At 70.6% G+C, this 25,717-nt stretch carries 27 protein-coding genes and 1 riboswitch; of the genes, 20 read left to right on the top strand and 7 right to left on the bottom strand.

Features of this window, described 5'->3' with window-relative positions; genetic code table 11:
• Positions 1–114: 114 nt before the first annotated feature.
• The 11 genes from dacB to ACWEVS_RS18610 all read left to right on the top strand — a co-directional run bounded on the left by dacB (position 115) and on the right by ACWEVS_RS18610 (position 9,770).
• Positions 115–1,278: a D-alanyl-D-alanine carboxypeptidase/D-alanyl-D-alanine endopeptidase gene (gene dacB / locus ACWEVS_RS18660; RefSeq protein WP_449922011.1), complete on the top strand. Its 1,164-nt coding sequence runs from the start codon at positions 115–117 to the stop codon at positions 1,276–1,278.
• A 100-nt stretch (positions 1,279–1,378) separates the two neighbouring features.
• Positions 1,379–2,485: a zinc-dependent metalloprotease gene (locus tag ACWEVS_RS18655; protein WP_449922009.1), complete on the top strand. Its 1,107-nt coding sequence runs from the start codon at positions 1,379–1,381 to the stop codon at positions 2,483–2,485.
• A gap of 132 nt (positions 2,486–2,617) precedes the next feature.
• Positions 2,618–3,616, top strand: coding sequence for a tRNA lysidine(34) synthetase TilS (gene tilS, locus ACWEVS_RS18650; protein WP_452552505.1), 999 nt, complete (start codon positions 2,618–2,620; stop codon positions 3,614–3,616).
• A gap of 10 nt (positions 3,617–3,626) precedes the next feature.
• Positions 3,627–4,181, top strand: a complete 555-nt coding sequence (gene hpt, locus ACWEVS_RS18645) for a hypoxanthine phosphoribosyltransferase (RefSeq protein WP_354909343.1) — start codon at positions 3,627–3,629, stop codon at positions 4,179–4,181.
• Between the two features lie 232 nt (positions 4,182–4,413).
• Positions 4,414–6,405, top strand: coding sequence for an ATP-dependent zinc metalloprotease FtsH (gene ftsH, locus ACWEVS_RS18640; protein WP_449922007.1), 1,992 nt, complete (start codon positions 4,414–4,416; stop codon positions 6,403–6,405).
• On the top strand, positions 6,402–6,980 hold the full coding sequence (gene folE, locus ACWEVS_RS18635; RefSeq protein WP_449922005.1) for a GTP cyclohydrolase I FolE: 579 nt from the start codon (positions 6,402–6,404) through the stop codon (positions 6,978–6,980). The genes ftsH and folE overlap by 4 nt, the downstream gene beginning before the upstream one ends.
• Before the next feature lie 188 nt (positions 6,981–7,168).
• Complete coding sequence (folP, locus tag ACWEVS_RS18630; protein WP_449922003.1) at positions 7,169–8,011, top strand: dihydropteroate synthase; 843 nt, start codon at positions 7,169–7,171, stop codon at positions 8,009–8,011.
• Positions 8,008–8,457, top strand: a complete 450-nt coding sequence (locus ACWEVS_RS18625; protein ID WP_354909351.1) for a nuclear transport factor 2 family protein — start codon at positions 8,008–8,010, stop codon at positions 8,455–8,457. The genes folP and ACWEVS_RS18625 overlap by 4 nt, the downstream gene beginning before the upstream one ends.
• Complete coding sequence (folB, locus tag ACWEVS_RS18620) at positions 8,447–8,812, top strand: dihydroneopterin aldolase (protein ID WP_354909352.1); 366 nt, start codon at positions 8,447–8,449, stop codon at positions 8,810–8,812. Before ACWEVS_RS18625 ends, folB begins: the two co-directional genes overlap by 11 nt.
• Entirely contained in the window at positions 8,809–9,312 is a 504-nt protein-coding gene (folK, locus tag ACWEVS_RS18615) for a 2-amino-4-hydroxy-6-hydroxymethyldihydropteridine diphosphokinase (RefSeq protein ID WP_354909355.1), read from the top strand. The genes folB and folK overlap by 4 nt, the downstream gene beginning before the upstream one ends.
• A complete protein-coding gene (locus ACWEVS_RS18610) occupies positions 9,309–9,770 on the top strand; it encodes a DUF3180 domain-containing protein (RefSeq protein ID WP_354909357.1) in 462 nt (153 codons plus the stop codon). Before folK ends, ACWEVS_RS18610 begins: the two co-directional genes overlap by 4 nt.
• A 151-nt stretch (positions 9,771–9,921) precedes the next feature.
• Here ACWEVS_RS18610 and ACWEVS_RS18605 read toward each other — a convergent pair whose 3' ends face one another.
• Both ACWEVS_RS18605 and ACWEVS_RS18600 read right to left on the bottom strand, forming a co-directional pair.
• Positions 9,922–11,004 (bottom strand): acyltransferase family protein, encoded by a 1,083-nt coding sequence (locus ACWEVS_RS18605; RefSeq protein WP_452552502.1) that lies wholly within the window; start codon positions 11,002–11,004, stop codon positions 9,922–9,924.
• Positions 11,001–12,146, bottom strand: a complete 1,146-nt coding sequence (locus ACWEVS_RS18600) for an NADH-quinone oxidoreductase subunit D (protein WP_354909362.1) — start codon at positions 12,144–12,146, stop codon at positions 11,001–11,003. The genes ACWEVS_RS18605 and ACWEVS_RS18600 overlap by 4 nt, the downstream gene beginning before the upstream one ends.
• A gap of 91 nt (positions 12,147–12,237) precedes the next feature.
• Between ACWEVS_RS18600 and ACWEVS_RS18595 the strand changes: the two genes are divergently transcribed.
• Positions 12,238–12,750 (top strand): DoxX family protein, encoded by a 513-nt coding sequence (locus ACWEVS_RS18595; protein ID WP_452552500.1) that lies wholly within the window; start codon positions 12,238–12,240, stop codon positions 12,748–12,750.
• On the opposite strand, the gene ACWEVS_RS18590 is transcribed toward ACWEVS_RS18595, so the two are convergent.
• Positions 12,747–14,003, bottom strand: coding sequence for an aminotransferase class V-fold PLP-dependent enzyme (locus tag ACWEVS_RS18590; RefSeq protein WP_452552498.1), 1,257 nt, complete (start codon positions 14,001–14,003; stop codon positions 12,747–12,749). The two genes, ACWEVS_RS18595 and ACWEVS_RS18590, sit on opposite strands and share 4 nt — an antisense overlap.
• Positions 14,004–14,050: 47 nt before the next feature.
• Positions 14,051–14,166, bottom strand: a riboswitch (SAM riboswitch).
• Positions 14,167–14,269: 103 nt separating this feature from the next.
• Between ACWEVS_RS18590 and ACWEVS_RS18585 the strand changes: the two genes are divergently transcribed.
• Complete coding sequence (locus tag ACWEVS_RS18585; RefSeq protein ID WP_449921993.1) at positions 14,270–15,001, top strand: TerC family protein; 732 nt, start codon at positions 14,270–14,272, stop codon at positions 14,999–15,001.
• Positions 15,001–16,191 carry a cytochrome P450 gene (locus tag ACWEVS_RS18580; protein WP_452552495.1) on the top strand — a complete coding sequence of 397 codons (1,191 nt, stop codon included), beginning with the start codon at positions 15,001–15,003 and terminating at the stop codon, positions 16,189–16,191. Before ACWEVS_RS18585 ends, ACWEVS_RS18580 begins: the two co-directional genes overlap by 1 nt.
• Positions 16,192–16,249: 58 nt before the next feature.
• Here ACWEVS_RS18580 and ACWEVS_RS18575 read toward each other — a convergent pair whose 3' ends face one another.
• The 3 genes from ACWEVS_RS18575 to ACWEVS_RS18565 are packed head-to-tail and all read right to left on the bottom strand — an operon-like array spanning position 16,250 to position 18,921.
• Entirely contained in the window at positions 16,250–17,434 is a 1,185-nt protein-coding gene (locus tag ACWEVS_RS18575; protein WP_452552494.1) for a cation:proton antiporter, read from the bottom strand.
• A gap of 37 nt (positions 17,435–17,471) precedes the next feature.
• On the bottom strand, positions 17,472–17,954 hold the full coding sequence (locus tag ACWEVS_RS18570) for a cation:proton antiporter regulatory subunit (RefSeq protein ID WP_354909374.1): 483 nt from the start codon (positions 17,952–17,954) through the stop codon (positions 17,472–17,474).
• 4 nt (positions 17,955–17,958) lie between these two features.
• The gene (locus ACWEVS_RS18565) at positions 17,959–18,921 is read right to left on the bottom strand and encodes an SAM-dependent methyltransferase (RefSeq protein ID WP_452552491.1); all 963 of its coding nucleotides are present in this window, start codon (positions 18,919–18,921) and stop codon (positions 17,959–17,961) included.
• 192 nt (positions 18,922–19,113) lie between these two features.
• On the opposite strand from ACWEVS_RS18565, the gene ACWEVS_RS18560 reads away from it, so the two are divergent.
• From ACWEVS_RS18560 to ACWEVS_RS18535, 6 genes are all read left to right on the top strand, one after another.
• A complete protein-coding gene (locus tag ACWEVS_RS18560) occupies positions 19,114–19,344 on the top strand; it encodes a chaplin (protein WP_354909378.1) in 231 nt (76 codons plus the stop codon).
• Positions 19,345–19,606: 262 nt separating this feature from the next.
• Positions 19,607–20,497 carry a Rossmann-like and DUF2520 domain-containing protein gene (locus tag ACWEVS_RS18555; RefSeq protein ID WP_452552490.1) on the top strand — a complete coding sequence of 297 codons (891 nt, stop codon included), beginning with the start codon at positions 19,607–19,609 and terminating at the stop codon, positions 20,495–20,497.
• Positions 20,498–20,544: 47 nt separating this feature from the next.
• Entirely contained in the window at positions 20,545–21,366 is an 822-nt protein-coding gene (gene panC, locus ACWEVS_RS18550; RefSeq protein WP_449921986.1) for a pantoate--beta-alanine ligase, read from the top strand.
• A gap of 9 nt (positions 21,367–21,375) precedes the next feature.
• Complete coding sequence (gene panD / locus ACWEVS_RS18545; RefSeq protein ID WP_449921984.1) at positions 21,376–21,786, top strand: aspartate 1-decarboxylase; 411 nt, start codon at positions 21,376–21,378, stop codon at positions 21,784–21,786.
• 74 nt (positions 21,787–21,860) lie between these two features.
• Positions 21,861–24,341: an L-aspartate oxidase gene (locus tag ACWEVS_RS18540; protein WP_452552488.1), complete on the top strand. Its 2,481-nt coding sequence runs from the start codon at positions 21,861–21,863 to the stop codon at positions 24,339–24,341.
• Positions 24,342–25,124 carry a type III pantothenate kinase gene (locus ACWEVS_RS18535; protein ID WP_354909390.1) on the top strand — a complete coding sequence of 261 codons (783 nt, stop codon included), beginning with the start codon at positions 24,342–24,344 and terminating at the stop codon, positions 25,122–25,124.
• Between the two features lie 40 nt (positions 25,125–25,164).
• Here the strand turns inward: ACWEVS_RS18535 and ACWEVS_RS18530 are convergent, their stop codons facing one another.
• Positions 25,165–25,653 carry a hypothetical protein gene (locus tag ACWEVS_RS18530; protein WP_449921980.1) on the bottom strand — a complete coding sequence of 163 codons (489 nt, stop codon included), beginning with the start codon at positions 25,651–25,653 and terminating at the stop codon, positions 25,165–25,167.
• Between the last annotated feature and the right edge of the window lie 64 nt (positions 25,654–25,717).

The following is a 25,717-nucleotide window of genomic DNA, read 5'->3' as shown; positions in this document are numbered from 1 at the left end:
ACGAGGCCTGAACCACTGCCGACCGAGCGTGCTGAGCCTTCGCCCGTCCCTGTGGTCACCGCGGGGCCGGTGCTGGCCTCGGGTGGAGACGGACCTCTCCCCCCTAAGGGTACTTTGACCGCACAGCTCGCCGACGCCCTGGGTGACGAAGCGCTCGGTGACAGGGTGGGCGCCGTCGTCATCGACGCAGGGACGGGGGAGCAGATCTTCGCCGCCGGCGCCGCCACCGGGATCACCCCGGCCTCCACCACCAAGGTGGTGACCTGCGCCGCCGCGCTCGCCTCCCTCGGTCCCGACGCCCGCCTGAAGACCTCCGTCGTCCAGGGCCCGAACCGCAACTCGATCGTGCTGGTCGGCGGCGGCGACCCGACGCTGGCCGGGCCGTCGGCCAAGCCGGGCGCCTATCCCAAGCAGGCGTCGATGGTCCAGCTCGCCTCCCGCACCGCGGCCGCGCTCAAGTCGTCGGGCGTCACCAAGGTCACGCTCTCCTACGACGCCTCCCTCTTCACCGGCAGTGGGTCCGCGCCCGGCTGGAAGCCCAACTACATCCCGGACGGCGAGGCCGCTCCCGTCCACGCGCTGGCGATCGACGAGGGCCGCCAGAACCCGGCCTCCTCGACGCCGCGCGTCGCCGACCCGGCCGCCTACGCGGCCACCGCGTTCGCCAAGACCCTCGGCAAGTACGGCATCAGCGTCGGCGCGTCGATCCGCCCGGCCAAGGCGGCCCGCGGGGCGGCCACGCTCGCCGCGGTGGAGTCCGCGCCCGTCTACGCGCTCGTCGAACGCACGCTCACGAAGAGCGACAACGATCTGGCCGAGGCGCTGGCCAGGCACGTGGCCATCAAGGAGGGCAGGCCCGCCTCCTTCGAGGGCGGCTCCCAGGCGGTGCTGGCGGTGCTCAAGCGGCTGGGCATCGACAAGGGCGTGACGGTCTCCGACGGGTCGGGGCTGTCCATCAGGAACCGGATCAGCGCGGAGGGCCTGGCCCGTGTGCTGGCCGTGGCGGCCAAGGACCCCGCGCTGCGTCCGCTGCTCGCCGGCATGCCGATCGCGGGGTTCACCGGGACGCTCGGCCACCGCTTCACCGGCGGGGACAGCAAGGGGCAGGTCGGCCTGGTCCGCGCCAAGACCGGCACGCTCAACCACGTCAACACGCTGGCCGGGTTCGCCACCACGCGCTCGGGGCGGCTGGTCACCTTCGCCTTCCTGGCCGACAAGGTCCCCTACACCGCCGAGTCGGTCCTCGACCGTCTGGCCGCCATCGTCGCCCGCTCCTGACCGGCCCGGGCACGCGGCAGCCGGGCGGCGGCGCCGGGCCCGCGCAGGAGGGCGGGCCAGTTCTTCGCAGTGGGCGAGCCGACCACGTACGGTGGACGGTATGCAGGTGATCGACTGGGATCTGGCCGTCTCGACCGGAACGCGCCTGGTGCGCCCCGGACCACAGGTGAGCCGTGAGGAGGCCCGCCACGCCGTCACCGAACTGCGCACCCTCTCCCGTGAAGCGGAGGGGCACGTCCGCGAGTTCACCAAGATAGAGGCGGCCACCCCGCCGCAGCCCGCCACCATCGTCGACCGGCCGGGATGGATCCGGGCGAACGTCGAAGGCTTCCGCGTCGTGCTCGAACCGCTGACCGAGCGGATGGCCAACCGCGACAACCCGCCGCCCGCCATCGTCAGCGCCGTCGGGTCGCGGATCACCGGCGTCGAGGTGGGCGCCGTGCTGGCCTTCCTCGCCTCGCGGGTGCTGGGCCAGTACGAGCTGTTCCTGCCGCCCGACCCGACGGGACGCGAGCCCATCGGCCGCCTCACCCTCGTCGCGCCGAACATCGTCAACGCCGAGCGCGAGATGGGCGTCCACCCGCGCGACTTCCGCCTGTGGGTGTGCCTGCACGAGGAGACGCACCGGGTGCAGTTCACGGGGGTGCCGTGGCTGCGCGAGTACGTCAGGTCGCAGATGACCGACTTCCTGCTCGCCTCCGACCTCGACGTGGCCACCCTGCTCGAACGGCTGCGCGCCGCCGCCGACACCGTGGCGGACGTGGTGCGCGGCACCGGCGACGGCAACCTCATCGACGTGATCCAGACGCCGGAGCAGAAGGAGATCCTCGACCGGATCACCGCGGTGATGACGCTCCTGGAGGGCCACGGCGACTACGTGATGGACGCGGTCGGCCCGAGCGTGGTGCCGTCGGTGGCCGACATCAGAGCGAAGTTCAGCCAGCGCCGCGAGGGGATGTCGCGCCTCGACCGCACGGTGCGCAAGCTGCTGGGCCTCGAGATGAAGATGAAGCAGTACGCCGAGGGGTCGGCCTTCGTCCGGCACGTGGTCGGCAAGGTGGGGATGGACGGGTTCAACCGCGTGTGGACCTCGCCGGAGACGCTGCCGATGTCGGACGAGATCGCCGATCCTGACCGGTGGATCGCGCGCGTCGTCCCGCAGAGCCCGCCCGCCCTCCCGGCCCAGCCGGCCGACCCGGAGGCCTGACCGGCGCGGGCGTCGCGGGGACGATCCCGGCGGTCTGGCCGGACGCGGGAACGATCCCCGAGGTCTGGCCAGGCGCGGGCGTCGCGGGGACCGTCCGGCTGAGCGGGGCCCGAGGGGCGGGAGAATGGCGCCATGGGCCCACATCCGGCCGTCGCCGACGTACGGCGAGCCGTCCGCGAGGCGCTGGCCGACCTCGTCCCCGGCGACCTGGTGCTGGCCGCCTGCAGCGGCGGCGCCGACTCGCTCGCGCTGGCCGCCGCCCTGGCCTTCGTTGCGCCCAGGGCGAACATCCGCGCCGGTCTCCTGACCGTCGACCACCAGCTCCAGGACGGCTCGGCCGACCGGGCGGTGAAGGTCGCCGAGACGGCGAGGGGGTGGGGCCTGGACCCGGTCGAGGTCCTCACCGTCAGCGTCGGTACGGCGGGCGGTCCCGAGGCGGCCGCCCGCGACGCCCGCTACCAGGCGCTCGCCGAGGCGGCCGACCGGCTGGGAGCCGTGACGGTCCTGCTCGCCCACACCCGTGACGACCAGGCCGAGACCGTCCTGCTCGGCCTGGCCAGGGGCAGCGGACCGCGGTCGCTGTCGGGGATGGCGGAGCGCGCGGGCCGCTACCGTAGGCCGTTCCTCCGGCTCGGCAGGGACACCACCGAGGCCGCCTGCGCGGCGCTGGGTCTCGACGTGTGGGACGACCCGCACAACACCGACACCCGCTACACCAGGGTGAAGGTGCGCACCAGGGTGCTGCCGGTGCTGGAGGGGGAGCTGGGGCCAGGCGTCGCCCAGGCGCTCGCGCGGACCGCCGATCTGGCGAGGGACGACGCCGACGCCCTCGACGAGTGGGCCGCGAGGGCCTTCGACGATTGCGCTCTAAGCGATATCGGCGGGGTTGTGACGCTTGCCGTACCGGGGCTCGACGGTCTTCCGGCCGCCGTGCGGCGGCGCGTGCTGCGGCGCGCGGCGATCGCCGCGGGCTCGCCCTCGGGAGCGCTGTCGGCGGGCCACGTGATGGCCGTGGAACGGCTGATCACGGCATGGCGAGGGCAGGGAAGGGCCGACCTACCCGGGGGAGTTGGTGTGGTTCGGCGGTATGGCACCCTTGTGTTCGCCCCCGCGCAAGAGAACCAAGCGTAAGGACACCCAGGTGGACGCAGCCGACATGGGCAAGGACCTCGAGAGGGTCCTCATCTCCGAAGACGAGCTCCAGGCCAAGATCGGCGAACTGGCGGCTCGGATCGACGCAGACTACTCAGGCAAGGACCTGCTGCTCGTCGGCGTGCTGAAGGGCGCGGTGATGGTGGTCGCCGACCTGGCCAGGGCCCTGCACCTGCCGGTCCAGACCGACTGGATGGCGGTGTCCTCCTACGGCGCCGGCACCAAGTCGTCGGGCGTGGTGCGGATCCTGAAGGACCTCGACACCGACATCACCAACCGCCACGTGCTGATCGTCGAGGACATCATCGACTCCGGCCTCACGCTGAGCTGGCTGCTCGACAACCTGAAGTCGCGCAACCCCGCCTCGCTGGAGATCTGCGCGGCACTGCGCAAGCCCGACGCGGTCAAGGTGCCGATCGAGGTCAAGTACATCGGCTTCGACATCCCGAACGAGTTCGTCATCGGCTACGGGCTCGACTACGCGGAGCGTTACCGCAACCTCCCCTTCATCGGGACGCTCGCGCCGCACGTCTACAACAGCTGACAGCCGACGAATGGCGGGGAACATCGAGCGGCCTGACGTACGTTGGTAGGGCAAGGCCGGTGGAGCGGGCAGTGACCCTGCGCCTCCCCCGGTGTACCTTCTGACACCGAGGGGGTGACCCCGTGTCGCCCTCGGGTAGTCAGTAGGAGCGGTGTCGGATGCCGCAGCCCCGGATCGTCGGGGTTCAAGGCCTTGGTCAGGAAGGGACGGGCCCGCAGGGGTTCCGCATCGGATGGATCTCAAGCGATTTACACGTGGGCCACTGCTGTGGATCCTGGGCATCGTCGTGCTGCTCCTGCTTGTCACCACGATGTGGAGCGGTGACGGCAACTTCAAGACAGCCGACACGTCCACGGTGCTCAAGCAGATCCGCGACGGCAACGTTTCCAACGCGAAGGTCGTCGACAAGGACCAGCGTATCGAGCTGACGCTCAACACCCCGGTCAAGATCGGCGACGTCTCCACCAACCGCATCCAGTCGAGCTGGGTGGCGGGGCAGGGTGTGCAGCTCGTCGACGAGCTCGAGAAGCAGGACCAGGCCGGCAAGCTCAAGAACGGCTTCAACGTCGAGGTGCCGCAGGAGAACTTCCTGATCGGCCTGCTCGTCAGCTTCCTGCCGATCGTCATCATCGTCCTCATCTTCCTGTTCATCATGAACCAGATGCAGGGCGGCGGCAGCCGGGTGATGAACTTCGGCAAGTCGAAGGCGAAGCTGATCACCAAGGACACCCCCAAGACGACGTTCGCCGATGTCGCCGGCGCGGACGAGGCCATCGAGGAGCTGCAGGAGATCAAGGAGTTCCTGCAGGCCCCGGCCAAGTTCCAGGCCATCGGCGCCAAGATCCCCAAGGGCGTGCTGCTGTACGGCCCGCCCGGCACCGGCAAGACCCTGCTCGCCCGCGCGGTCGCGGGTGAGGCGGGCGTGCCGTTCTACTCCATCTCCGGCTCCGACTTCGTCGAGATGTTCGTGGGTGTCGGCGCCAGCCGCGTGCGTGACCTGTTCGAGCAGGCCAAGGCCAACGCGCCGGCGATCATCTTCATCGACGAGATCGACGCCGTCGGCCGCCACCGCGGCGCCGGCCTCGGCGGCGGTCACGACGAGCGCGAGCAGACGCTGAACCAGCTGCTCGTCGAGATGGACGGCTTCGACGTCAAGGGCGGCGTGATCCTCATCGCCGCGACCAACCGGCCCGACATCCTCGACCCGGCGCTGCTGCGTCCCGGCCGGTTCGACCGGCAGGTCACCGTCGACCGTCCCGACCTGGAGGGCCGCAAGGGCATCCTCAAGGTCCACGGCCGCGGCAAGCCGTTCGCGCCCGAGGTCGACCTCGACGTCATCGCCCGCCGTACGCCCGGCTTCACCGGTGCCGACCTGGCCAACGTGATCAACGAGGCGGCGCTGCTCACCGCGCGCGCCGACCAGAAGCTGATCACCATGGACACCCTCGAGGAGTCCATCGACCGCGTCATGGCCGGCCCCGAGCGCAAGACGCGGGTGATGTCGGACAAGGAGAAGAAGATGATCGCCTACCACGAGGGCGGTCACGCGCTCGTGGCGCACGCGTTGCCCAACAGCGACCCCGTGCACAAGATCACGATCCTCTCCCGCGGCCGCGCGCTCGGCTACACCATGACCCTGCCGATGGAGGACAAGTTCCTCGCCACGCGGTCGGAGATGATGGACCAGCTCGCGATGCTGCTCGGCGGTCGCGCGGCGGAGGAGCTCGTCTTCCACGAGCCCACCACCGGCGCCTCCAACGACATCGAGAAGGCCACCGCCGTCGCCCGCCGCATGGTCACCGAGTACGGCATGAGCGAGCAGCTCGGCGCCCGCAAGTTCGGCACCGGCCAGGCCGAGGTCTTCCTGGGCCGCGAGATGGGCCACGAGCGCGACTACTCCGAGAAGATCGCCTCCACGATCGACGAGGAGGTGCGCCGGATGATCGAGACGGCGCACGACCAGGCGTGGGACATCCTCGTGGAGTACCGCGACGTCCTCGACAACCTGGTGCTGGAGCTCATGGAGAAGGAGACCCTCTCCCGCGAGCAGGTGCTCCAGATCTTCTCGCCCGTCGTCGTCAAGGAGCACCGCCCGTCCTACGCGGGCTACGGCAAGCGGCTCCCCTCGGACCGCCCGCCGGTGCTGACGCCGAAGGAGCAGTCCGGAAACGGCGCACTGACCGCGCGCGCCGACAACGCTCTCCCCTCTGGTGAGGGTGCGTGAAGCCGCGCGAGGTCGATCACGCCCGGATCGAGAAGGCCGTCCGGGAGATCCTGTACGCCATCGGCGAGGATCCGGACCGTGACGGCCTGCTCGACACCCCCGCCAGGGTGGCCCGCGCGTACGCCGAACAGTTCTCGGGGCTGCACCAGCGCCCCGAGGACGTGCTGAACAAGGTGTTCGACGTCGACCACGACGAGATGGTGCTGGTGCGCGACATCGAGGTGTACTCCACGTGCGAGCACCACCTCGTCCCCTTCTACGGGCTGGCGCACGTCGGCTACATCCCCAACGACAAGGGGCAGGTCACCGGGCTGTCGAAGCTGGCCCGGCTGGTCGACGTCTTCGCCAGGCGCCCGCAGGTGCAGGAGCGCATGACCTCGCAGATCGCCGACGCGCTCATGCGGGTGCTGGAGCCGCGCGGCGTGATCGTGGTGATGGAGTGCGAGCACCTGTGCATGACCATGCGCGGGGTCCGCAAGCCGGGCGCGAAGACCATGACCTCCGCGGTCAGGGGCGACTTCCGCACCAGCGAGAAGACCCGCGCCGAGGCGATGGCCCTCATCCTGGGTCGCTGACCCTTCCTCCGGTACGGCACGCCCGGACAGGCGCCACCCTTCGCGGTCGGCGCCTGTCCATCCAGGAACCGCGGTCGTCACGGGAGCATGTCACGCCATAGCCGTACACGGGGGTGAGACAGATCGTTATCCACAAAGGGGAGACCCGGCGGGGAGACGACACGAGTGATGCACCTAGGCTTGGTGACATGAAGATGGGGCTGCCAGTCGAGGAGCGCTGCCTCGTCATGGGTGTGGTCAACGTGACGCCCGACTCCTTCTCCGACGGCGGCCAGTGGTTCGACGAGCACGCCGCCGTCCGCCACGGCCTCGAGCTGGTCGAGGAGGGCGCCGACCTGGTCGACGTCGGTGGCGAGTCCACCCGGCCCGGTGCGGCGCGGGTGTCGCAGGAGGAGGAGCTGGCCAGGGTCGTCCCCGTGATCCGCGCTCTGACGGCCGAGGGCGTCACGGTGAGTGTCGACACGATGCGGGCCGAGGTGGCGAGGGCGGCGGTCGAGGCCGGTGCCGCGCTCGTCAACGACGTCAGCGGCGGTCTGGCCGACCCCGACATGCCGCGGGTGGTGGCCGCGACGGGCGTGCCGTACGTGGTGATGCACTGGCGGGGCCACAGCCACGACATGGACAGCAGGGCGGTCTACTCCGACGTGGTCGCCGAGGTGCGCGAGGAACTGGAAAAGCGGGTCGCGCTGGTGCTGGCGGAGGGTGTCTCCGAGAGTCAGATCGTGCTGGATCCCGGGCTGGGGTTCGCGAAGACCGCCGAGCACAACTGGGCGCTGCTGGCCGGCATCGGCGAGCTGGCCGAGCTGGGCTTCCCGCTGCTGATCGGGGCGTCGCGCAAGAGGTTCCTCGGCAGGCTGCTGGCCGATCCCGACGGCACTCCCCGCCCGTTCGAGCGCTCCGACGCCGCCACGACCGCGGTCACGGCGCTGGCCGCGCAGGCGGGCGCCTGGTGCGTACGGGTGCACGACGTGGCTCCGAACGCCGACGCCGTCCGCGTGGCGGCCGCCTGGACCCGAGGGAGCGGCCGATGAGCGTCGACATCGCCGCGATCGAGACGGTCAACCAGGCCTTCTACACCGCCATCGAGGACGCCGACCTCGACAAGATGACCGAGATCTGGGCCGAGGACACCGCCGACGGCCAGGTGTCGTGCGTGCATCCCGGCTGGTCGATGCTGTCGGGCCGGGCCGAGGTGCTGCGGTCGTGGGCGCTCATCATGGCCAACACGACCTACATCCAGTTCGTGCTCACCGACGTGCAGACGACGGTGCTCGGCGACGTGGCGATCCTGACCTGCGTGGAGAACATCCTGACGGCGGGCGAGGAGGGCGAGGCCAGCTTCGCCGCCGGCAAGGTGGTGGCCAGCAACGTCTACGTCAGGTCGGGCAGGGGCTGGCGGCTGTGGATGCACCACGGCTCGCCGGTGCTGCAGAGCGACGAGGAGGACGAGGAGGAGGAGGCCGAACGTGACCGCTGACCGGATCACCCTCAGAGGGCTGCGCGCGCGGGGCCGCCACGGGGTGTTGCCCGCCGAACGCGAGCTCGGGCAGGAGTTCGTGATCGACGCCACGCTGTTCCTCGACACCGGGCCCGCCGCCGACACCGACGACGTCACGCGCACCGTCCACTACGGCGAGCTGGCCCAGGCACTGACGAAGATCGTCGAGGGGGAGCCGGTCAACCTGATCGAGACGCTCGCCGCCCGGCTGGCCGAGCACTGCCTGGCCGACGACACCGTGCAGGCGGCCGAGATCACCGTGCACAAGCCTGCGGCCCCGATCCCGCTGCCCTTCGACGACGTGGCCGTCACGATCCTGCGGAGCCGTGCATGAAAGTGGTCCTCGCCCTGGGAAGCAACCTGGGGAGCCGGTTCCAGACGCTTCAGGGCGCGATCGACTCGCTGTTCGACGCGCCGGGGCTGCGCTTCGTCGCGGTCTCACCGGTCTACGAGACCGATCCCGTCGGCGGCCCCGACGACCAGAAGCCCTACCTCAACGCCGTCGTCATCGCCGAGTCCAAGCTCACCCCCGAGACGCTGCTGGACCGGGCGCAGAGCATCGAGAACGCCTTCGGCAGGGTCAGGGCCGAACGCTGGGGCCCGCGCACGCTCGACGTCGACATCATCGCCGCGGGCGACGTGGTCTCCGACGACCCCGAGCTGACGCTGCCGCACCCGCGCGCCCACGAGCGGGCCTTCGTCCTGGTGCCGTGGGTGGAGGCCGACCCCTCGGCGGTGATGCCGGGCCGCGGCCCGGTCGCCGACCTGCTGAAGGGGCTCGACCAGTCAGGCGTACGGCTGCGCCAGGACCTCAAGCTGCAGGGGCCGGATTGAAGCCCACTCGCCCCGCCGTCCTGGTAGGCGTGCTGGTCGTCGTCGCCCTGCTGTCGTGGCTGTTCGTCAGGCAGTTCTACGCCGATCTGCCGCTGGTGCCGTGGACGGCGATCCCGACCGTCCTGCTGCTGGCCGTCGGCGAGTTCTACAGCGGCTGGATGACGCGTGCGCGCATCGCCCGCAAGCCCGACACCAAACCGGTCGAGCCGCTGGCGGTGGCCCGGCTGGCGGCGCTGGGGAAGGCCTCGGCGTACGCGGGCGCGGTCTTCGCGGGCGTCTTCGCCGGGTTCTCGCTGACGACGGTCCAGTTGCTGACCAGGGAGACCCCGCGGGTGGAGTTCTTCGTCGCCACGGGGTCGTTCCTGGCGTTCGTGGTGCTCATCGTCGCGGGCCTTTACCTGGAGAACTCCTGCCGCGTCCCGAAGGATCCGCAGGACGAGCTTCAAAGGCCGAGATAGCGCGCGACGGCGTCCTCGACCTCGGCCATCTCGTCGCGGCCGACGTAAGAGACGGGTGCACCGGGGATGAAGGTGATGTCCACACTCCGGATCCGGTCGACGAGGAAGCACGTCATCGTGCCGCGGAGCTCGATCCGCGGACGTTGTGCGCTCACGAGGGGGTCGGGGTGCGGTCCGCTCGGCCGCGGCGGGAGAAGAGGTAGATGACCGGGAGCGTGCACAGCAGCGGGCCGATGATGGCGAACGGCCGCTCCAGCCACCACATGAGGTTGGGCCGCGGATCGGCCGACGGGAAGCCGAACAGCGCCCACCACGCCCCCAGCGCGATGGCCATCCCCGTGGTGTGGAACAGGAACAGCGGCAGCGCGAACCTGTTGATGGTGTCGTTGACCCGCTTCCAGGCGGGCCGCTCCAGCACCCGCTCCATCGTCGGCCGCAGCACCTCGACCAGGCCGATCTGGAAGATGAGCAGCGCCACGATGACGAAGGTCGGCGGGGCCATGTTCGACAGCTTGTCGCCCGGCACGCCGACCATGCTGCCGGGGTACAGGCCCGAGTAGACGAGGCCGAACAGGCCGAACAGGCCGGTCCACAGGACGGCGACGTCGTAGCGGCGGGGCAGGGCGACGATCCTGTCGTAGAAGAAGCCCGCCTGGTGGGCCAGGCCCCACACCAGGATCATGTTGAGCCAGCCGACCCACTCGACCTGGTAGCGCAGCCGTACGACGTCGACGACCAGCGCGGCGCCGCCCAGCCAGATGAGGGTGAGCACGTCGTAGCGGCGGTGCAGCCACAGCGCGACGGGCAGCAGCGCGATCAGCATCAGGTAGACGATGAGGAACCACAGCGGGCTGAGCACCAGCAGCACCACCCGCCACATCCACGGCACGTCGAACAGCGCCGTCACGACCGCGCCGAAGGCGATCCAGGCGCCGGACAGGGTCAGCGCGGGGATGGCCAGGGCCTTGATGCGCCGCCAGACGAAGGCGCCGATGCCCGTTCCGCGCTCGCAGGCCCGGCGCCACGACAGCAGGTGGACGTGGCCGCCGACGTAGAAGAACAGCGGCAGCACCTGGAACAGCCAGGTCAGCATCCACAGCCCCGAGGTGAAGCCGAGCGGGCTGGTGGGTGACGGCCCCTCGGGTGTCCAGACGAGGATGGTGAAGGCCCAGTGCCAGACGACAACGGTGATCAGACTGACCGCGCGGAGCCAGTCGACGTATCTGTCCCTCACTTGTCGATGTCACCCACCACGAAGAACATCGAGCCGAGGATCGCGACCATGTCGGCGACCAGGTGGCCCGGCAGCATCTCGCGCAGCACCTGGATGTTGTTGAAGGAGGCCGAGCGCAGCTTCATCCGCCACGGCGTCTTGTCTCCCTTGGAGACCAGGTAGTAGCCGTTGACGCCGAGCGGGTTCTCCGTCCAGGCGTAGGTGTGGCCCTCCGGCACCTTCAGCACCTTGGGCAGGCGCTGGTTGATCGGCCCGGGCGGCAGCGAGCGCAGCCGCTCGACGCAGGCGTCGGCCAGGTCGAGCGAGACCTTGAGCTGGTCGATGAGGACTTCGAAGCGGGCGTGGCAGTCGCCGGCCGTACGGGTGACGACCTTGACGGGCAGCTCCTCGTAGGCGAGGTACGGCTGGTCGCGCCGCAGGTCGACGTCGACCCCGGAGGCCCTGGCGATGGGGCCGGTCACGCCGTACTGCATGATCGTGTCGCGGTCGAGGACGCCGACGCCCTTGGTGCGGGCCAGGAAGATCTCGTTGCCGAGGATGAGGTTCTCGATGTCGGGCACCTTGGCGCGGGTGGCGGCGACGACCGAGGTGACGCGGTCGAGCCAGCCCGCGGGCAGTTCCTCCTTGAGGCCGCCGACGCGGTTGAACATGTAGTGCATCCGGCCGCCGGAGATCTCCTCCATGACGCCCTGGATGCGCTCGCGCTCGGTGAAGGCGTAGAAGATCGGGGTGATCGCGCCGAGTTCGAGCGGATAGGAGCCGAGGAACATCAGGTGCGACAGGACCCTGTTCAGCTCGGCCAGCAGGGTGCGCGCCCACACGGCGCGGACCGGGACCTCCATGCCGAGCATGCGTTCGGCGGCGATCACCACGCCGAGCTCGTTGGCGAAGCCCGACAGCCAGTCGTGCCGGTTGGCCAGCATGATGATCTGCCGGTAGTCGCGGACCTCGAACAGCTTCTCCGCGCCTCTGTGCATGTAGCCGATGATGGGTTCGGCCGTGGCGATGCGCTCGCCGTCGAGGGTGAGGCGGAGCCGGAGAACACCGTGCGTCGAGGGGTGCTGGGGGCCGATGTTGAGGATCATGTCCTCCGTGGCCAGTTCCTTGGCGCCCGCTCCGATCCCGACCACGCGTTCTTCCATACAGTCATGCTGCCACTGGCGGTGGTGGTGATCCAGTCAAGGTATGGTCTGTTCGCGCATTTTGCCAGGTGATATGGGGACAAAAGGGCCCATGAAAGGAGTGGGTTTCGACCTGGCCGCGCTGGTCGCCCGCGTGGCGATCGGCGTGATCTTCATCGCCCACGGATGGCAGAAGTGGCAGGGCGGGCTCGGCGCCGTCACGCGGATGTTCGCCCAGCAGGGCGTCCCGCTGCCGACGGCCGCCGCCACCTTCGCCACCGTCGCCGAGCTGGTCGGCGGCGCCTGCCTCGTCCTCGGCCTGATGGTGCGCGTGGCGGCGCTCGCCCTGGTCGCCGACATGGCAGGCGCCCTGGTGTTCGTGCACGCCGGCAGGGGCGTCTTCGTGTCGGCGGGCGGATGGGAGCTGGTCGCCGCCCTCGGCGCGGTCTGCCTCCTGCTGGTGGCGCTCGGCGGGGGGCGCGTCGGGATCGACGCCCTGTTCGCCCGCGGTGCCCGGCGCAGAGCCGCGGGTCGCGCCGCCGAGCGCGAGGTCGAGCGCCCCATGGACATCTTCGACGAGCCGGAGAGCGACGACGTGCCACCCGACACGCCCAACCGGTCCTAGCGGCGGGACACCAGGTCGTGCAGGGCGGCGACCAGGCGGTCGACGTGTTCCTCGGTCGTGCCGATGCCGATCGAGGCCCGTACGGCCGAGGCGGTGTCGTCCTCGCAACCCCCGTCGGTCGCATCCAGCAGGTGCCGCACGAACGGGTGGGCGCAGAACTTCCCGTCACGCACGCCGATGCCGTACTCGGTGGACAGCGCCTCGGCGACCTCCCTGGCCGTGTAGCCGTCGACGACGAACGACACGATGCCGACCCGCGGGTGGTCCGGCCCCCACAGCGACAGCTCGTGCACACCCTCGACCGCGGCCAGGCCCGCGCGCAGCCGGGCGATCAGCCGCTCCTCCTCGCGCACCAGCGGCGTCCAGCCCGTCGCGGTGAGGGCGTCGCACGCCGCGGCCAGCGCGATCGCGCCCAGCACGTTCGGGGTGCCCGCCTCGTGCCTCGGCTCGGCGTCCTCGTGCCACTCGGCGGTCCCCTCGTCGAGGGCGCTCACGGACTTCACCGCGCCGCCCCCCTTGAGGTACGGCTCGGCGTCCGACAGCCAGTCGCGCCGCCCGACCAGCACGCCCGCCCCGAACGGCGCGTAGAGCTTGTGCCCGGAGAAGGCGACGTAGTCGAGGTCGAGCGCGGTCAGGTTGAGCTTGCGGTGGGGGACGAGCTGGGCGGCGTCGACCAGGACGCGGGCGCCGTGCCGGTGGGCGACGTGCGCGAGGGCGGCGATCGGCCACAGCTCGCCCGTCACGTTGGAGGCGGCGGTCACCACCAGCAGCTTGGGGCCGTCGATGGCGGCGAGCGCGTCGTCGGCCTGCCGGACGGCCTCGCCGGGGAAGGCGGGCGGCGCGAGGCGGACGACCCGCTGCCACGGCAGGAGGGAGGCGTGGTGCTCGGTGTCGAAGACCACGACGGTGGTGCCCTCGGGCAGGCACCTGGCCAGCAGGTTGGTGGCGTCGGTGGTGTTGCGGGTGAAGACCACGGCGTCGTCGGTGCGGGCGCCGACGAAGGCGCGCACGGTGTGGCGCGCCTGCTCGTAGCGGGCGGTGGTGAGCTGGGAGGCGTAGCCCGCGCCGCGGTGGACGCTGGAGTAGGCCGGGAGCGCGGCGGTCACCGCCGCGCTGACCGGCTCCAGACACGGCGCGCTGGCGGCGTAGTCCAGGTTGGCGTAGGAGACCAGGCGGCCACCCTTGACGGGCACCTCGAGGTCCTCGCCCAGCACCTTCACCTGAACGGGGTCGACGATCGTCGCGACGGACACGGCACAGCCCTCCTGGGGTCATCGGACCCCTGGCCGTGGCGTGTCGGAGCCCGCGCTTGCCCGCCACACCTCGTGACGGACCAGGTCTTCACCCGGGGCACCCCGCCGCGGACGCGAGGGTTGCCGGCCAGCGAGCCGGGGCTTGGCGCTGGCACTCATGACCTACGCCGGAACTATAACCGACACGGACCCGCTTTTCGCAAGCGGCGAACTATTGGGGCGACCGGCTCGTTGGGGATGAGAACAGCGAACCAAGGAGGTATGAGATGTTGGACTGGGTGGCAGACCCACAGATCTGGATCGGGTTCTTCACCCTGGTCGCCCTGGAGATAGTCCTGGGCATCGACAACATCATCTTCATCTCGATCCTGGCCGGGAAGCTGCCGCCCGAGCAGCGCGACAGGGCCAGGGTCCTCGGCCTGGCCGCCGCGCTCGTCTCGCGTCTGCTGCTGCTGCTCGGTCTGTCCTGGGTGGTGCGACTGACCGAGCCGCTCTTCAGCGTGCTGGGGCAGGAGATCTCGGGAAGGGATCTGATCCTCATCCTCGGCGGTCTGTTCCTGCTGGCCAAGAGCGCGCTGGAGATCGGCCACAGCATGGAGCCGCAGGAGCAGGGCGGCAAGGAGCGGAAGGTCACCTCCTTCACCTCGGTCATCCTGCAGATCATGGTGCTCGACATCGTGTTCTCGCTGGACTCGGTCATCACCGCGGTCGGCATGGTGGACGAGCTGGCCGTGATGGTCGCGGCGGTGATCGTCTCGGTGCTGGTGATGCTGTTCGCCTCCGGGCCCATCAGCAGGTTCGTGGACAAGCACCCGAGCATCAAGATGCTGGCGCTGGCGTTCCTGGTGCTGATCGGCGTCGTGCTTCTCGCCGAGGGCTTCGACCAGCACATCCCGAAGGGATACATCTACTTCGCGATGGCCTTCTCGGTGATCGTCGAGATGCTCAACATCAGGATGCGGAGCAGGCACGCGAAAGCCGAATCTAATATGCAATAGTGCGATTTGATCCTTGGAATCCGGATTTTGTAGCTTCGCCGTACGCGGCCTACGAGGAGCTGCGGCGGGACGCGCCGGTCAGCTTCTTCGAGCCCACGGGACAGTGGCTGATCGCCAGGCACGCGGACGTCAACGCGCTGCTCAGGGATCGCCGCCTCGGCCGGTCCTACCTGCACCTGGCCACCCACGAGGAGTTCGGTCGCGAGCCCGAACCGGAGTTCCAGGAACCGTTCTGGCGGGTGGTCAGGGCGGGCATGCTCGACGTCGAGCCGCCCGTCCACACCCGCCTGCGCCGCCTGGTCTCCAAGGCGTTCACCCCTCGCATGGTCGAGTCGATGCGGCCCAGGGTCCGCGCGATCGTCGACGGTCTTGTCGACGACTTCGTCGAGAAGGGCGGCGGCGACCTGATCGCCGAGGTGGCCGAGCCGCTGCCGGTCACCGTCATCGCCGAGATGCTCGGCGTCCCCGAGGGCGACCGGCACCTGCTGCGCCCCTGGTCGGCCGACATCTGCGGCATGTACGAGCTGAACCCGTCGCCGGAGGCCCAGCACACGGCGGTCAGGGCGGCGGCGGAGTTCTCCGACTACCTCAAGGACCTGGCCCGCGTCCGCACGGCCGACCCGGGCGATGACCTGGTCAGCGCGCTCGCCCAGATCGAGGAGCTGACCGAGGACGAGCTGGTCGGCACCTGCGTGCTGCTGCTCAACGCGGGCCACGAGGCGACCGTGAACGTCACGGGCAACGGCTGGTGGTCGTTGTTCCGCAACCCGGCCGAGCTGGCCCGGCTGCACGACGACCTCTCGCTGGTGCCCACGGCGATCGAGGAGCTGATGCGCTACGACACCCCGCTGCAGATGTTCGAGCGCTGGGTGCTGGAGGACATCGAGGTCGGCGGCGTGGCCATCCCGAAGGGCGTCGAGGTGGCCCTGCTGTTCGGCTCGGCCAACCGCGACCCGGAGGTCTTCGCCGACCCCGACCGGCTCGACGTCGGCAGGGTGGACAACCCGCACATCTCCTTCGGCGCCGGCATCCACTTCTGCCTGGGTGCGCCGCTGGCCAGGATCGAGCTGGTGGAGTCCTTCGGCGCCCTCCTGAAGAGGGCGCCGAAGATGGAGCTGACGAGCGAGCCCGTCTGGAACCCCGGCTACATCATCCGAGGGCTTCGCTCCGTGGACGTTTCCTGCGGGTGAGCGAGGCGGGACCTCTCATGGTCCGACTCACGGCCCCCGCGACTCATGGCCCGGCGAATCACGGCCCCGACGAAGGCTGCCGGGTGAGAAGCGGCTCGGCCAGCCTGGCGGCCAGCGGGCCGAAGGCCGCGAGGATCAGCACGTAGGTGGCGGCGAGAGGGCCGAGATCGGGATGGACCCCCGCCGCCACCGCCAGGCCCGCGATGACGATGTTGAACTCGCCGTGCGGCACCAGCGCGATGCCCGCGCGCATCCGGCCCGCCCTGGCGATGCCCGCCCGGCGCGCGGCGTAGGCGCCGGTCAGCAGTTTGGTGACGATGCTGACCGCGGCGAGCAGCAGGGCCAGCAGCGCCACCGGCGGGATCTTGGTGGGGTCGGTCTGCAGGCCGAAGAAGACGAAGAACACGGCGGCGAACAGGTCGCGCAGCGGCATCAGCAGCGCTCTGGCCTCGTGCGCCAGCTCGCCCGACAGGGCGATGCCGACGAGGAAGGCGCCGACGGCCGCCGACACCTGCAGCTGCTGGGCGACGCCGGCCACCAGCAGGGCCAGGCCGAGCACCTTCAGCAGCAGCACCTCGTTGTTGGGGCTGGAGACGAACGCCTCGATGAACCTGCCGTAGCGCAGCGCGATCAGCAGGACGACGGAGACCGTGGTCAGCGCGATGCCCAGGGAGATCGTCCCCGTCAGCAGCGAGACGCCTGCCAGCATCGCGGTGAGCAGCGGCAGGTAGACGGCCATCGCCAGGTCCTCGAAGACCAGCAGCGACAGCACGACGGGCGTCTCGCGGTTACCGATCCACCCCAGATCGGACAGCACCTTCGCGGTGATGCCCGAGGAGGTGGCGTAGGTGACGCCCGCCATGGCGACCGCGGCCACGGGCCCCCACCCCAGCAGCAGCGCGGCTATCGCGCCGGGGGCGGCGTTGAGGACCATGTCGACCAGTCCCGCTCTGGCGTTGCCGCGCAGGCTGGAGACCAGCTCGCTCGCGTTGTACTCCAGTCCGAGCGTGAGCAGCAGAAGCACGACGCCGATCTCGGCGCCGATGGCGATGAACTCCTCGCTGGTGGCCAGCGGCAGGATGCCGCCCTGCCCGAAGGCGAGTCCGGCGAGGAGGTAGAGGGGAATGGCGGAGATGCCGGCCCGCAGCGCCAGGGCGCCGAGGACGCCGAGGGCCAGGATGATCCCACCGAGTTCGAGGAAGACTACGGCGGTGTCGTGCACGTCGACGGCGAGTACCTGCATCAGGGCGTTACCGCCGCGGGGGTGAGGGGCAGGCGCATCAGCCGTCCGTGAGGATGTCGGCGGCGGTGGCGGTCGTCTCGGCGTCGCCGACGATGACCACCACGTCTCCGGCGGTGAACCTGAAGTCGGGGGTGGGGCTCGCGAAGACCTGCGCCCCGCGCACCACGGCCACGACGGAGGCGCCGGTGCGGGTGCGGATGCGAGCGTCGCCCAGTGTCCTGCCGTCGTACGGCGAGCCGGCCACGACCGGCACCTGGAGGCTCATCAGGCCCTCGATCTCGCGATGGAGGGCGTTGAGCCGCTGGACGATGCGCGGCGCGCCGAGCAGCTCGGCGAGCGCGTCGGCCTCCTCGTCGTTGAGCTGGATGGCCTCGCACGCCCGGTCGGGGTCCGACCGGTCGTAGATGATCAGGTCGCGCCGCCCCGTCCGGTGTGAGACGACGGCGACGCGGCGGCCCGAATGGGTGCCGAACTCATGTTTGAGCCCGATGCCTGGAAGCGCGGTCTGTTCGATCTCCACATCGCTAACGTATCTGGCTCAGCCAGCCGAAACCGCCCAAGCCTGCTGGGTCGATCAGCTCGGCCTCCTGGGAGGCGCGGGCCAGCGCCCTCAGGTAGCCCGACGGATCGGTCCGCGCGAGGTCGAGCGCGGGACGGGTGCCGGTGATTCCCAGAGTGCGCAGAATGTCGCGCTGTGTGGACAAGGTTGTGGATATCGCGCCGGCCTGCCGGCCCGCCTCCGCGCACGCGTCAAGCGCGACATGTGCGGTGATGTCGCAGGTCCCGTCGGGTATGGGCGCCACGATCGAACCGTCCCTGTATCCGGTGAGCGTGCCGCGGGGCGGCCGGTTATCCACAGGGTGTGCATAATCGACGGCGATCGCCTGGCCGCCCGCCAGCCGGGCGATCACGGCCGCCCACGCCGCGCACCGCGACCTGCCGACCTCGGCCCGCTGGCCCACCCGCCGCAGCGGCCACCACTGCTCGAGCCAGGCCAGATCGTCCTCGCCGGGCGGGTCGCCGAGCCGTTCCTCGCCCGTCCCGGTGTGGACCAGCACCAGGCGCGGGCCCGCGGCGGTCTGCTCCACGACGTCGAAGGGGACGTTGTCCAGCCACTCGTTGGCGATCGCCATGCCGGTGATGCCCTGCGGGATCGTGTGGCTCCACCTGATCGCCTCGGGCAGCCCGGTGGGCCGGGAGGACAGGTCGACGGCCGTGACCCTCAGCCTGGCTTGCAGCTCCGGCGGGGCCGCCGCGAGCACGTGCGCCGACAGTGCGCCGTCGCCGGCGCCGATGTCGACGAGATCGAGCGGGTCGGGACGGCCCAGCGCGCCGTCGAGGCGCAGCAGCATCGTCAGCACGGCCCCGGCGAAGACCGGTGAGGCGCCGACCGAGGTGCGGAAGTGCCTGGACGGGCGTTCGCGCAGGTAGAAGCCGCTCTCCCCGTACAGTGCCCGCTCCATCGCCGCTCGCCAGGTGAGCCACATGCCACGGACTATCTCATGACCTTCGACCGACACGCCTGGTGATGTGATGACTACTCCTTGTCGCCGCTTTGCGCTACGGTAACCCGGTGTCATCGAGCGATCACCCGGGCGCTCCCCCCGGTGACCCCGGTTCGATCGCCGATGCGGAGACCGGACCGCGGCCCCGTGCCGCGCAATGAGAGGACATCCCCCATGTTCAAGAAGTCTGCCGTCGTCGCGGGTGTGCTGGCCATGATGGCGCTCGGCGCGCCCGCCGCCCACGCCGACAACATCACCAGCGGCAACAACGGCGTGCTGTCCGGCAACCAGATCTTCGCGCCGATCTCCATTCCGGTGAACGTGTGCGGCAACGCCGTGGGCATCTTCGGCTGGGCCGTGGCCGGGTGCAAGGGTGGCGCCTCGGTCGACGTCCACCAGCACTGATAGGCGCGCGCCCGCCGTGCGATGGAGCACGGCGGGCGCGTCTCACACCAGGGGCCGGCCCGTCGGCGGTGGGTCGGCCCTCCTTGTGGGGAGCGGGCGCCGGTCACCGTGCCCGGCGTCCGCTCCGGCAGGGGTGTCCACTATGTATGCCCTTGCTGGGTTTTGTCCCCTCCCAACATGCGGCAAAAGAGCCATGACCGTGGCCGGTGACGACCGGCGGTTACCCTGGTCAGCAGTGTCGGATGACAGGGAGCGCGACGTCATGGACGCAGGGGATCGCCCGGGGCGGTTGGCCGTCGGCGTGCTGGGCGCGGGCAAGGTGGGCTCGGTGCTCGGCGCGGCGCTGGCCCAGGCCGGTCACAGGGTCGTGGCGGCGAGCGGCGTCTCCGACGCCTCGCAGCGCTGGGCGGGCGAGCGGCTCGGCGTGCGCACGGTCAACCCCGAAGAGGTCGTCAGCAAGGCCGAACTGATCCTGCTCACCGTCCCCGACGACGCGCTGCCCGACCTGGTCGCCGGACTCGCGGCCACCGGGGCCGACGTTCGCGGCAAGCTGCTCGTCCACACCAGCGGCGCCTACGGCCTGGCCGTCCTCGACCCCGCCCGGCAGGCGGGCGCGCTGCCGCTGGCCCTGCATCCCGTGATGACCTTCACCGGCAGGGACGACGACCTCAGCAGGATCACCGGCATCTCCTTCGGCGTCACCTCGCCCGAGCCGCTGCGCCCGATCGCCGAGGCGCTGGTCATCGAGATGGGCGGCGAGCCGGTCTGGATCGCCGACAGCGACCGCGCCCTCTACCACGCGGCGCTCGCGGGAGCGGCCAACCACATGGTCACCCTGATCGCCGAGTCGCAGGAGCTGCTGGCGAAGATCGGGGTCGAGCACCCGGGCAGGATGCTCGGCCCGCTGCTCGGGGCCGCGCTCGACAACGTGCTCAGGCTGGGCATCACGGGGCTGACGGGGCCGGTGGTGCGCGGCGACGCCGGCACCGTGCGCAAGCACGTCGACGCGCTGATACTGGCGGCGCCCGAAGCGGCCGACGCATACGTGGCACTCGCTAGGCTCACGGCGGACCGGGCGCTCGCCGCCGGGTTGCTGAAGCCCGAGGCGGCCGAGCGGCTGCTCGACGCGCTCGGGGGAAACATGTGGACCTGATCGGGCCGGGACGTTCCGCCTGGACCTGATCAGTCTAGGAGGACACGATGGAACTGATCGTCGCGCACGACCGCGCCGGCCTCGAGAAAGCCCGCTCCTCGGGCCGCGTGGCGCTCGTCCCGACCATGGGCGCCCTGCACGAGGGTCACCGCTCGCTGATGCGCGTGGCCCGTACGCTGGCCGACCAGGTCGTGGTCAGCATCTTCGTCAACCCGCTCCAGTTCGGCCCCGCCGAGGACTTCTCCCGTTACCCCCGCACCTTCGACTCCGACCTCGACATCTGCGCGGCCGAGGGGGTGGACGTGGTCTTCGCCCCCTCGGCCGACGACATGTACCGCCCCGACCGTCAGGTGAGCCTCTCCGCGGGCCGGATGGGCGCGATCGTCGAGGGCGCGGTGCGCCCCGGGCACTTCGACGGCGTGCTCACCGTGGTGCTGAAGCTGTTCAACCTGGTCGGGCCCCAGGTCGCGGTCTTCGGCCAGAAGGACGCCCAGCAGCTCGCGCTCATCAGGCGCATGGTCGCCGACCTCGACCTGCCCGTGGAGGTCGTGGGCGCGCCGACCGTGCGCGAGCCCGACGGGCTGGCCCTCTCCAGCCGTAACCGGTACCTCACGCCCGACGACCGCCAGCGCGCGCTGGCGCTCTCGCGCGCCCTGCACGCGGGGGCCGCGCGGCTCTCGCCCGCCGCCGTCCGCGCCGCCGCCGAGGGGGAGCTGGCCGCGTCCGGACTCGTGGCCGACTACGTTGTCCTCGTCGACCCCGCGACGTTCGCCGAGATTCCCGACGACTTCCGGGGCGAGGCGGTGTTGGCTGTCGCGGCCAAGGTCGGCACCACCCGCCTGATCGACAACGTCCTTATCGCTTTCTGAAGGAGCGTCGTGCTCAGGACCATGTTGACGTCCAAGATCCATCGAGCCACGGTCACGCAGGCCGACCTGCACTACGTGGGATCGTTGACCATCGACGAGGAGCTGATGGAGGCGGCCGGGTTGTTACCGGGCGAGCAGGTGCACGTGGTCGACATCGACAACGGCGCCCGCCTGGTGACCTACGCCATCACCGGCCCGCGCGGGTCGGGGATCATCGGTATCAACGGCGCCGCGGCCCGGCTGGTCTCACCGGGCGACCTGGTGATCATCATCGCGTACGGCCAGCTCGACGACGCCGAGGCGCGGGCCTTCACTCCCCGGGTGGTCCACGTCGACCGGGACAACAGGATCGTGGAGCTGGGCGCCGACCCCGCGGCCGCGGTCGAGGGCGCCATGCGCGGCGACGAGCTCCACGTCTAAGGGGAGGGGGCGGGGAAGGAGCACGGATCGCGGGGCGTTATCGTCATAGTGACGAAATCCGAGGAGGCTCCCCCATGAGTGCACCCGCGATCCCCATGAAGCTCACCGCCCCCGCCCCCGGCTGGACGGTCGAGGCGGACGTGATCGTGGTGGGTTCGGGCGTCGCCGGGCTGACCGTGGCCCTGCACCACGCCGAGCTCGACCCCACCGCGAAGGTCCTGGTCGTCACCAAGGACGTGCTGTCGTCCGGCTCCACGAGGTGGGCGCAGGGCGGCATCGCGGCCGTTCTCGACCCCGCCGACTCGCCCGGCGAGCACCTCGACGACACGCTGGTCGCCGGGGTCGGCCTGTGCGACGAGCAGGCCGTCAGGACGCTGGTGACGGAGGGGCCGGGAGCGCTGCGCAACCTGATCGCCAGGGGCGCCAGGTTCGACACCGACGAGAACGGCGAGCTCCAGCTCACCCGCGAAGGCGGGCACCACCGCAACCGCATCGTGCACGCGGGCGGCGACGCGACCGGCGCCGAGGTGCAGCGGGCGCTCATCCAGGCGGTCCTCGCGCACCCCGCGATCGAGGTGATCGAGCACGCCCTCGTGCTCGACCTGGTCAAGGACGCGGGGGGCCGGGCGCGCGGCGTCACCCTGCACGTCATGGGCGAGGGCGCGCGCGACGGTGTGGGAGAGGCGCGGGCCAGGGCCGTGGTGCTGGCCACCGGCGGCATGGGCCAGATCTACGCCGCCACCACCAACCCCGTCGTCTCGACGGGCGACGGCGTCGCGCTGGCGCTGCGCGCGGGCGCCGTCGTCAGGGACCTGGAGTTCGTGCAGTTCCACCCGACCGTGCTATGGCTGGGGGAGGAGTCCACCGGCCAGCAGCCGCTGATCTCCGAGGCGGTACGCGGCGAGGGCGCCTACCTCGTCGACGCCGGCGGCGAGAGGTTCACCGACGAGCTCGCGCCCCGTGACGTGGTGGCCAAGGCGATCACGCGACAGCCGGGCCAGGTCTACCTCGACGGCCGCCACTTCGGGCTCGACAAGTGGAAGACCCGCTTCCCGACCATCTACGGCATCTGCCTCGAGCACGGGATCGATCCCGCCACGGACCTGATCCCCGTCATGCCCGCCGCCCACTACGCCAGCGGCGGCGTCCGGACCGACCTGCGCGGCCGTACCTCGATCGAGGGGCTCTACGCCTGCGGCGAGGTCGCCTGCACGGGCGTGCACGGCGCGAACCGGCTGGCCTCCAACTCGCTGCTGGAAGGACTGGTCTTCGCCGAGCGCATCGCCGAGGACATCCACCGGCTACGGCCCGCCCCCGGCGAACCCGTCGCGGCCACCGCGGAGGAGGGCCTGGTCGACCCACGGGCCCGCACGCGTATCCAGGCCCACATGAGCAGCGGCGCGGGCGTGCTGCGCAGCCGGTCCTCGGTCACGCAGACGGGCGTCGCGCTCAGGGACGCCCGCTGGACCCCCGTGGCGGTCCAGCCCTGCGTGGAGTCGTGGGAGACCACGAACCTGCTCACCGTGGCCTCGGTCCTCGTGGCCGCCGCCTACGCCCGCCTGGAGACCAGGGGCTCGCACTGGCGGGAGGACTTCCCCGACCGCGACGACGAGAACTGGCTGGGACACCTGGACATCACGCTGACTCACGAGGGGCTGACCATGACCTACACGCCGCACGAGACGGCCCCGCGCCTGGCGCGGGAGCTGGAGGCCGCGGGGCTCGACCCGGCGACCGTGGACGAGGTCGTCTCGCGCGCGCTCGCCGAGGACCTGGAGGAGGCCGGTGACGTCACCTCCCTGGCCACGATCCCCGCGGGGCAGCGCGCCACCGCCGACGTGGTCGCACGGGCCGACGGGGTGGTCGCGGGGCTCGCCGTCGCCGAGGCCGTCTTCCGCAGGCTGGGCGCCACCACCGTCGAGCGCGGGGCCAAGGACGGCGAGCGCGTACGGCACGGCGACGTGCTCATGACCGTCGAGGGCGAGACGCGCGCCCTGCTGACGGCCGAGCGCACCGCGCTCAACCTCCTCACCCACCTGTCGGGCATCGCCACGCTCACCGCCCGCTGGGTCGACGCGGTCGAGGGGACCGGCACCCGGGTGCGCGACAGCCGCAAGACGCTGCCGGGCCTGCGGGCGCTGGAGAAGTACGCGGTCAGGGCCGGCGGCGGGGTCAACCACCGCATGTCGCTGTCGGACGCGGCGCTCATCAAGGACAACCACGTGGTGGCCGCAGGCGGAGTCGCCGAGGCTTTCCGCAAGGTGAGAGACCTGTATCCCGAGCTGCCGATCGAGGTGGAGGTGGACCGCATCGACCAGATCGCCCCCGTCCTGGCCGAAGGCGCCGAGGAGATCCTGCTGGACAACTTCACCGTGGCGGAGCTGGCCAGGGCGGTGCGACTCGTCGACGGCCGGGCCAGGCTCGAGGCAAGTGGCGGGCTGACCTTGGAATCGGCCCGTGATGTAGCCGAAACTGGCGTGGACTACGTTGCTGTGGGAGCGCTCACGCACTCGGCACCTGCGCTTGACATAGCCCTGGATCTACGGGGGAACTAGATGCTGCTCGCGATCGACGTCGGCAACACCCACACGGTGCTCGGCCTCTTCGAAGGCGAGGAGGTCATCGAGCACTGGCGGATCGCCACCGATGCCCGCCGTACCGCTGACGAGATCGCGGTCGTCCTGCAGGGGCTGCTCGCCCAGTCGCCCCTGCTCAAGGACGCGGACGTGAGCGGCATCGCGATCTGCTCGACCGTGCCCTCGGTGCTGAACGAGATGCGCGAGATGTGCCGCCGCTACTACGGCGACGTCACCGCCGTCATCGTGGAGCCCGGCATCCGCACGGGAGTGCCGGTCAGGATGGACAACCCCAAGGAGGTCGGCAGCGACCGGATCGTCAACTCGCTGGCCGCCATCGACCAGTACGGCGGGCCCTGCATCATCGTCGACTTCGGCACCGCCACCTCCTTCGACGCGGTGTCGGCCAAGGGAGAGTACGTCGGCGCGGTCACCGCTCCGGGCATCGAGATCTCCGTCGACGCCCTCGCCGCCGCCGGGGCCCAGCTGCACAAGGTGGAGCTGATCAGGCCGCGCTCCGTGATCGCCAAGAACACCGTCGAGGCGCTGCAGTCGGGCATCATCTACGGCTTCGCCGGCCAGGTCGACGGCATCGTCGAGCGGATGGCGGCCGAGCTCGCCGACGACCCCGACGACGTCACGGTCGTGGCGACCGGCGGTCTCGCCTCGCTGGTGGTCAGGGAGGCGCGCTCGATCGACGTGCACGAGCCGTGGCTCACGCTCATCGGGCTCAGGCTCATCTACAACCGCAACGCGACATGACGAAGAGCCCCCGCGGGAGGGGGCCCTTCGATCGGGTTTCTCACACCTCTTCGGCGTCGTAGAGGTCCCACCACTTGCCGCACTTGCTGACGCGGTGGGTGGACGGGTCGTACTGGCAGACCTTGACGCGCACCGCGTAGACGTCGTCCTCGTGGAACTGGAAGGACTTGTAGCCCGGGTAGCCGCAGTAGTAGCGCGAGTAGACCTGGTACCAGTCGTACTCGTCGTCGGCCGCCTGGAACTTCACGTACGCGCACTTGCCGCCCTGGTTGTAGGTCCTGTTGTCGAGGTCGTAGAGCCGTCCCTTGACGTGAACGGAGTTGCCGTCCTCGTAGTCGCCCTCGACGCCGATCCAGCCGCTGGCCTTGGCCAGGCCGTACTTGGCGTAGTAGGAGCCCCAGTAGTCGTCGTAGTCGGAGGCGCCGGTGGAGGAGGAGGTCGTCGAGGCGTTGGCGGTGGCGGGGAGCGACAGGGCGAGTGTGCCGGTGGCGGCCACTGCGAGGAAGCCTGTCGCGAGCTTCTTCATCATGATCTCTCCTTGAGCCCCGCGGTTCCGGCTCCCTGCCGGATCCCCCTGGGCTCCTGGGTCATTG

This window comes from Nonomuraea sp. NPDC003754, from assembly GCF_053605785.1.
Note: the sequence above shows the minus strand (reverse complement) of the source record. Positions and strands in the feature narration are given on the sequence as shown.